8 protein-coding genes are annotated in these 8,287 nt (G+C 40.9%); 3 read left to right on the top strand and 5 right to left on the bottom strand.

Features of this window, described 5'->3' with window-relative positions:
* From Q0541_RS01140 to Q0541_RS01120, 5 genes are all read right to left on the bottom strand, one after another.
* Positions 1-952: tetratricopeptide repeat protein (locus tag Q0541_RS01140; RefSeq protein ID WP_298904387.1), on the bottom strand; the 952-nt coding region annotated here is incomplete at its 3' end.
* Positions 885-1,391, bottom strand: coding sequence for an NB-ARC domain-containing protein (locus tag Q0541_RS01135; protein ID WP_298904384.1), 507 nt, complete (start codon positions 1,389-1,391; stop codon positions 885-887). The genes Q0541_RS01135 and Q0541_RS01140, both read right to left, overlap by 68 nt.
* Positions 1,392-1,469: 78 nt before the next feature.
* Entirely contained in the window at positions 1,470-1,910 is a 441-nt protein-coding gene (locus Q0541_RS01130) for a hypothetical protein (protein ID WP_298904382.1), read from the bottom strand.
* A gap of 337 nt (positions 1,911-2,247) precedes the next feature.
* The gene (locus tag Q0541_RS01125; protein WP_298904380.1) at positions 2,248-2,637 is read right to left on the bottom strand and encodes an agenet domain-containing protein; all 390 of its coding nucleotides are present in this window, start codon (positions 2,635-2,637) and stop codon (positions 2,248-2,250) included.
* A gap of 484 nt (positions 2,638-3,121) precedes the next feature.
* A complete protein-coding gene (locus Q0541_RS01120) occupies positions 3,122-4,051 on the bottom strand; it encodes a lysylphosphatidylglycerol synthase domain-containing protein (RefSeq protein WP_298904377.1) in 930 nt (309 codons plus the stop codon).
* 144 nt (positions 4,052-4,195) lie between these two features.
* Here Q0541_RS01120 and Q0541_RS01115 point away from each other — a divergent pair, with 144 nt between their 5' ends.
* From Q0541_RS01115 to Q0541_RS01105, 3 genes are all read left to right on the top strand, one after another.
* A complete protein-coding gene (locus Q0541_RS01115; RefSeq protein WP_298904374.1) occupies positions 4,196-5,167 on the top strand; it encodes an alpha/beta hydrolase-fold protein in 972 nt (323 codons plus the stop codon).
* 107 nt (positions 5,168-5,274) lie between these two features.
* The gene (locus tag Q0541_RS01110; RefSeq protein WP_298904372.1) at positions 5,275-6,177 is read left to right on the top strand and encodes an alpha/beta hydrolase-fold protein; all 903 of its coding nucleotides are present in this window, start codon (positions 5,275-5,277) and stop codon (positions 6,175-6,177) included.
* A gap of 202 nt (positions 6,178-6,379) precedes the next feature.
* Entirely contained in the window at positions 6,380-8,050 is a 1,671-nt protein-coding gene (locus tag Q0541_RS01105; protein WP_298904370.1) for a phosphatidylglycerol lysyltransferase domain-containing protein, read from the top strand.
* The last annotated feature ends 237 nt before the right edge of the window (positions 8,051-8,287 follow it).

Raw genomic sequence — 8,287 nt, 5'->3', positions numbered from 1 at the left:
ACGCTAGGTTGTTGAGGCTAGTGGCGACATCTGGATGTTCTTCACCCAAGCGCTTTTTAGTAACTTCTAAACACTGCTCATACCAAGGTAAAGCTTGGTTATATAAACCTTGACCATTGTAAAATCGAGCGTTGCCAAGGAATACCCAAAGTAAATCTTCATCGGCTATATATTGAATGAGATTGTTGGCTACTTCTGCTAAATGAGGTGTGGCGGGGGTGATATCATTGATTTGCTCAAGGGTAGCTGAGTCAGGAATATCTTTAGCAACTGCTACCATTACTCGACAAAGCGATCGCTTAAGTTCCTCTGCCTTTTCTAAACCTGTACACTTATATTGGAAAAACTGCCGCAACAGTGGATGCAATTGGTAAACTCCCTTACCTTTGCGCTGGAGTAAGTGCAGATTCAACAGCTTATTGTCTCTGATTGTTTCTAAATCTTCTACATTTTTCTCTAGAGATTTCTTCTTAAGCTGAAATAGTTTACTAATCATCGAGTTCAAGCTTAACAAGAGAGCCTGTAGAGGTGAGATTTTATTTTGATTTTTACGCAAATCCTTTAGTAAACACTGTTCCACCAACTTCCAAGGTATGGGTGCGGCTGCAAATAAACTCAATAAACAACCCAATTGTTTATCGTCGTCTTCTAATTCCTGCCAACTCAACTCAAAGGCTGCTAATACACCTCGTTGTGCTGTCATGTCGGCTTCTGACTTAGATTTAGACAGGGAACGCTCATCTAGTCGGTTGTTCTCCAACCGCCGCAACATTTCTGTTAGAGATAAATCCTGTTTCCGCGCCAGATAGCGCCCCATTAATTCCACACCCAAAGGTAAATATCCCAGCCATTCACACAACTGATTTGCTAAAGCTAATTCTCGCTCAATTCGCCCTGGTGTTTCTTTGAGTAAAGACCTTAATAACTCCAGCGCCGCCTCTGGTTGCAGCACATCCAAAGATAACTGTGCGATGCGTGCCCAAGTTCTGGCGCGTAGTCATCAGCACTTTAAACCGAGAAGGTAACGATTGTAAGTAAGGCTTAACTTGCTCGTAGTCGCTGACATCATCCAGCACTAGCAGCACATCACCTTCACGCCAACACCGCCAACAATATTGCACTTGCGCGAGTATATCAAAATCTTCTGGCGGCTTTAAATCAAGCTGCGTTCTCGCAAACTGCACAACTTGAATGCCCACATCCCCAGTTTTTGCCAGCAACCAGCAAAGCCCACCGTTGTATGTTTCGCGTTGCTGGATGGCATATTGCAGGGCGAGTTCTGTTTTACCAACTCCACCCATCCCCGCGATCGCAGCAATGGCTACTTGTTTATTATCCTGCAAAAGTTGGTGAATATTTTGCAATTCTTCTTCACGTCCGACAAATTCCACCACCCCACTCAGGGGCAGATTTTGCGGTGTTCCAGTAGTGAGATTTAACTTTACCCGTTCCCCTTCAGGCGACTGTAGTCAATCAGGGGGATGATTATTGTAATTGATAGTAATGGGGCTATTGTCTACGCCTTGAAACGTAGGAGCTTTACTATCATTGCTTTGAAAACCTTGACCACCGTAAACATTCTGGACATTTTTACCTTGAACTTTACCAATATTAATTTCTTGGTTAATTTCTTTAGCAAGGCTTTGAACTTCTTCGCCAAATTGGGTGTCGGTGTCCATCTCCACTTGCAAGTAGTCAGCCACTAAATCTAAATCTTCCTTAGAACCTTGTTCAGCTTTTATTAAGGCTTGCTGTACTTTCGGCTTACCTTTGAACTTATCCCAAATTTTTTGACGCAGCAGTTTTAGCTTGTCCAGTGTACTTTCTGTTATCTTCTCTACGGTTTTTTCTATAGCTTTGGTGATGACCAAGGTTGCGATCGCAGCCGCTGTGAGTGATACTGGCTCCATAAGTTTGCCAAAATACACGAGATTTTACTTATGGTTCTCAGTCTAACAGTCTCTAAATAGGTAATGAAGGGCAAATATAGCAGTTCTAAATGATTTGTAAACTTCTTTCCTTCTTCTCTCGGCGTTCTTGGCGGTTCGATAATTCTCAGGACTTACGCACAGGTAATGGAAAATCGAACCACAGAGGACGCAGAGGACACGGAGGAATAAAAGTTTGAGAGGTTTTTTGCGTAAGTCCTAATTCTTACAACTCAAATAGCATTGCCATACAAAAAAATTATGGGACGACTCCAACAGGTGAAATCGTCCCTCCCAACTTATAAAAGTGAAATATTCCCTATCTGCTTACCCTGAAAGGTTCAACCCACTCATCCCAAGAGCGATCGTAGCCATCATAAGTAACTTTATAAAGATTGTTATTAACTTCTAAAACCTGTCCTTCATACCATATCCCCTTCCACAAAATTCTTACTGAATCTCCTATTTGAAATGATGCCCGAAAGCGTGAATATCCAACCCATTCATTGCAGGAACTATCATAACCATCGTAGGTAATATAGCACTGATCATCATTAACATTAAGAACCGTTGCCGGATACCATGCTTCCTGCCAAAGAACCTCAGCCTTTTGTCCCACAGCATAGGGTGAAGCAGCAAAAGCACTGGGAATCAATGTTCCTACCCAACTTTCCCTGATCTTCATGGCAAACAATACTCTGTTTTTCATAATTTTTTCTATCCTCAATCAGTAAAACCGAATTTTGATGATGATTTCTGGAAATCTCATTCAAAATTTGCCACTAACTGTTACTATCTTGATGGAATTAAATTAGCGATCGCCTCAGCAAAAATTATGATTTTCCGCCGCTAGTTGTGAAGATATCGCTGAAGTATTCCGTATTTAAAATTAACAGCAGTTACCGATTTAACTTAATTTAAAGTCTTAGATCCCCGACTTCTTCGAGAAGTCGGGAATCTTGTTATTCGTGTTCATACTGAAACGGGACTTTACAGTTTATTGATATTTTTGAAATTACCGGATCTCAATCTAAACCTCATCTATGTTGAGAACCGTAGTTTTTGCCCTCACCCTAAATCCCTCTCCCAAGTAGGGGGAGAGGGACTTCTTTCCGGCTCCCTTCTCCCAATATTGGGAGAAGGGGCTGGGGGATGAGGGTTTATTTCTTTGCATACGGAAAGAACTACAGTTTTCAAGGTGGATGCGGTTTAATTTCATAAAGTCCTAGCAAACCCGCTGCTATTAGCAAAGGTAAGAAATAGTAAACCCCCCGATAAGCCAGCAATGAACCCAAAATTGCTGCACCAGAAACTTTTGAGGAGAGAATCAGCAAAATTATAGTTTCAAACACTCCCAAACCACCGGGGACATTACTAACAACACCTGCAAACATCGCTAGTAAGTAGATTCCCAAAAAATCCAGATAGGACAAAGATATATTAGCAGGAAGCACAGCATAAAGAACTGCTGCGGCCAAAATCCAGTCAAAGCTTGAAATTGCTATCTGTGCAAGGGATATTTTAAAAGAAGGAAATCGAAATTCTTGTCCACGAATTATTAACGGTTGTTTAATAAGAATACTTCCTAGCAAATAGATAGCTACTAATACCAGAAAAATCACGCCGATGGGACGCACAGTGGTAAAAGGTAAATGTAGTTGAGTGGGAATTTTCAAAGGGTTGACAAGGAACAAGAAACCTGCTGTAGCAAACATCCCTAACCAAAAAGTAAAATTGGCAAAAGCAATTACTTGAGCGATCGCTACTGCTGACACTCCCCAACTAGCATAAAATCGATAACGGATAGCACTGCCAGTCAGTAAGGCAAAACCGATCGTATTACTAAACGCAGAGCTAATAAAGTTGGTTAAAGCAATCTTGTTCCAACTTAGGGAACGATTAATGTAGCTAAAACCTAAGATATCGTACCCAATCATCACTAGATAGCCCAAGGCTGTCAGCCAAATTGCCCAGCTTAAGCGACTTTTGGGAATAGCAGCTAGAGAGTTGAGGATATCAAGATAATTATACTCACGCAATTCGTTAGCGATCGCCCACAGGGAAAGCACCAGCAGCAACAAGCCGAACAGGGTGCTGAAATTGTGTTGCAACTTTTTAAGCATAGTGAAGAAACTTATCCTAACTCTTGACTTTTAATTTACAACCAGTCGTAAAGTTTCCATCCTGTTGACACAGCATTGACAAATTACTTGCGTAAACTTGATGATTGCCAGCACCAACTGCCAAATGCCCCATACGCTTCAAAGATGAACTACAAACAATCTAAAATTCTCTTGCTAGTTTCAGTATTAACTCTAGTTGGCTGTAATTACCGTCAAACTGTAGCAGCAAAAATACCTCAACAGCAGGATTTACAAACAACGCCTTCTGTCCCACCAAGCCAACCTAATGCTAGCGACGTAGCTACTCTCCTAAGTTACAAAATTGAAACTTACGATAGTCAAGTAATGGGCGCAAGTCGTACCTACGGCGTTTCTTTACCCCCTGGCTATGGGCAAAACCCAAAACAAAGCTATCCTGTAATCTTTCTCCTCCACGGTGGACATGGTTACCCCACTGATTGGTTTATTCAGAACAAGGGACAAGCTCTCAAGACTGTGGAACAACTTTATACTACAGGGAAGTTGCCACCCAGCATCATCATCACACCAGATGGCAACGACAAACGTGGCTCTAGTCGCTACTGGGACCCTGAATATATTGATGGGCCTAACGGTAAAGTCTCTACAGCGGTGGGGGATGAGTTAGTAAAAGTTGTGCAAAGCCGTTATCGGACACTAACCAATCCAGATTTTTGGGCAATAGGTGGTTTATCTTCTGGTGGTTGGGGAGCAATCAATGTAGGATTACATAACTCGGATCATTTCTCGATCTTATTTAGTCATAGTGGTTATTTTCAGGATAAAAGCGGCCCAATCAATAGTCCAATAACTTATATCAAAACCATTCCTCCACAAGCTAAAAAAAGGTTGCGGATATACTTAGATTCAGGTAAATCAGATATTGAAGAAATCGACCAAGCCGAACAATTTGCTAAAGTCCTAAACGAACTAAAAATTTATAATCTATTTCGTGAGTTCCCTGGCAGTCATACCTGGAAATACTGGCGGAAACATTTAGCCGATTCTTTGACATTTGTGGGCGAACAATTTAAATTATCTGATATAGCACATAAATCTGAAAAATTAGATTTCTCTGCTAAAAATACTCAAAAATAATCTAATCTTATCAAAATGTAAATCTTGAAAACTCTGCTGGAAAATTGTAGCAGATTAACTATAAGTAAGTTTGAATAGAGGTAACTTTTTTTACCAACTAAAAGAAGATGAAAATTTCTAAATTTTTAATTAGTTTGGCAGGAGCGATCGCTATCCTTACTATTAGTGGTTATTATTATGTATTTATCTTAGGTGCGCCGCAACTAGACCCGCCCCAAAAACAATCATATACTGGGCTAAAGTTTCAATTAGCAACCTTCAACTCCCAAGCGATGGGTGCAGTCCGTAACTACGGCGTGATTTTGCCCCCTGGTTATAACAAAAATCAGCAAAAGCGCTACCCCGTAATATTCTTACTACACGGTGGTCATGATGATGCCCGTGCTTACGCTGATAAATACGCAATCTTAGACATACTGCATAAGCTTTATCAAAATGGAAAATTACCACCATCGATTGTAATTACACCTGATGGTAATGATAATCGCGGTTCTAGTCCTTTGTATGATCCTGATTACTTTGATGGGCCGAATGGCAAAATAGGGATTTTGATTGGTTTAGAATTAGTACAAGTTGTCAAGTCGCGCTACCGCACTTTAGAAAAACCCCAGTTTTGGGCATTGGGAGGTCTGTCTTCTGGGGGATGGGGGGCTTTTAATATCGGGTTACGCTATTTGAACAACTTTCACATTCTGTTTAGTCATAGCGGTTACTTTACTGATAATAGCGGTTCACAAAATAGTCCCCAACAAATCGTACAACAGCTATCACCTGAAGATAGGAAACGATTGCGTGTTTACCTGGATGCGGGTCTGAACGATACTAATTTACTGGCTTCTACCAAAGCCTTCAATGAAACCTTAAACAAATTAGGCATTGGTCACGTATTTTATGCGTTTCCAGGAGGTCATGGTTTGTCTGGCGCTGATGTAGGCTGGAACTACTTCCACAAGCATCTTAAAGATTCGCTCTCGTATGTAGGGGAACAATTTAAAAAAGTTAACAGTTAAGAGTTAAAATTTGAAAACTCAGGTTTTACCGCTCCGGTTGTGCTACGACATTAAAATTAAGGTGTTATGGAGAAAATTCAAAACATCAAAACTTAATCCGTATAAGTAACACAGCCGATAAAACTAGTTTGTTTATTATTTTAGTCCCTAAAGAGAGTGGTAGAGCCAAAACTCCTAACTTCTAATTAATACTTTTAGACTAATGGCCAATAATTTAAAAACTCAGATTGGACTTTGGAGTGCAGCTTTCCTTACAGGTTTAGTCGGAGTAATAAATTTGTTGTCAGCAGTGACACCTAACCTATATGGGCGAAATCACTGGTTGAAGGAATTTTTACCATTTGAAATTCGTGCTAGTGGTCATATATTTGCAGCGCTGACTGGGTTTGTTTTACTCACACTTGCTACTAACTTATTACGGCGAAAAAAAATAGCCTGGTTACTTACCATTGGTTTACTAGTGATTTCCATTTTCAGCCACTTGCTGAAGGGGTTGGATTATGAAGAAAGTCTCCTCTCTGGAGTTTTGCTGCTGCAATTAATCTGGATGCGCCATTTTTTCACAGCCAAATCAGACCGTCCTTCAATCGCACGGGGAGTTCGAGTGTTAATAGGCGCTTTATTATTCACCCTGGCATACGGTACTGTTGGATTTTACTTGTTAGATGGCAAATTTTCAGAAAATTTTAATTGGCGTGAAGCGATAGTTCAGACTTTAGCGATGTTCTTCACCGAGGATAATTGGGGACTGCAACCAAAGGGCCGATTTGGAGAATTTTTTGCTAATTCTATCTATATTATTGCCGCGGTTACTATTACATATGCAATATTAATGCTGTTGCAACCTGTGTTTTGGCGCAATCTAGCAACTCCAAAGGAACAGCAAAAGGCAAAAGAAATTGTCGAGCAATACGGCCGTTCTTCTTTAGCAGCGTTGACTCTATTAAATGATAAAAGTTATTATTTTAGTCCTACTGGTAACAGTGTAATTGCTTATGTTCCCAAAGGACGGGGTGCGATCGCCTTAGGAGATCCCATAGGCCCGATTGAAGACCGCAAAGAGACAATTATTGCTTTCTGGCAGTTTTGCCAGCGCAACGATTGGTATCCTGGCTTTTACCAAACTTTGCCCGATGATATTCAGCTTTACAAGTCGTTGGGGTTTAAGGTACTCAAGATTGGAGAAGAAGCGATCGTTGACCTGAAAACTTTTACCTTACAAGGTAAAGCCGGTAAAAACTTTAGACCATCAATCAATCGTTTAACTAAGCTAGGATACCAAATCGATTTTTACCAACCACCTATCGCCAATGATTTATTGCACCGACTCAAACCTGTGAGTGATGAATGGCTGAAGATGGTACAAGGTTCAGAAAAACACTTTTCTTTAGGTTGGTTTGACGAAGCTTACCTACGAGAGTGCGAAATTGCTGTAATACATAATCCCGAAGGTCAGATTAGCGCCTTTGCCAACATTGTCCGGGAGTACCAACTCAACGAAGCGACGATTGACATGATGCGACACCGCCCGTCCATCGAAAATGGCACAATGGACTTTCTATTTATTTCCCTACTCCAGCATTTTAAAGAGTGTGGCTACGACAGCTTTAATTTCGGTCTTTCTGCCTTTGCAGGAGTTGGAGACAACCCAGAATCGCGCCGCTTGGAGAAAGTATTGCACTATCTTTACCAGCATTTAAATCGCTTCTACAATTTCAAGGGACTGCACTCCTACAAAGACAAGTTCCGCCCCGATTGGGAACCACGTTATTTGATTTACCCCAGTTTAGCCACCTTACCCGATGTAGTTGTGGCATTGATTCGCGCAGATTCAGGCGATCGCCTCTTTGATTATTTCAAACCCGGAGCCTAAATAACGAATTTATACAAAGTTACTCAGGGGCAAAAGGTTATAAAGCATCTATTCTGGCGCTATTCAGCAGTATGGCAGAAATGCTCGGTAGCGGAATAATACCTCATTACAGGGCGATGTCTACGACGGGCTACGCCTACACAATTTTATTTTTTATAGTATAATTGTACTATAAGAGGATGTAATACCATTTCACTTTAATAATGATACAAATACGTTGGTAGGGGCATGGCAATG

Origin of the sequence: uncultured Nostoc sp., from assembly GCF_937863485.1 — a bacterium.
In the GTDB taxonomy this organism is placed as follows: Bacteria; Cyanobacteriota; Cyanobacteriia; order Cyanobacteriales; family Nostocaceae; genus Nostoc.
The sequence above is the reverse complement of the archived record's forward strand: the minus strand, read 5'-3'. Positions and strand labels throughout refer to the sequence as shown.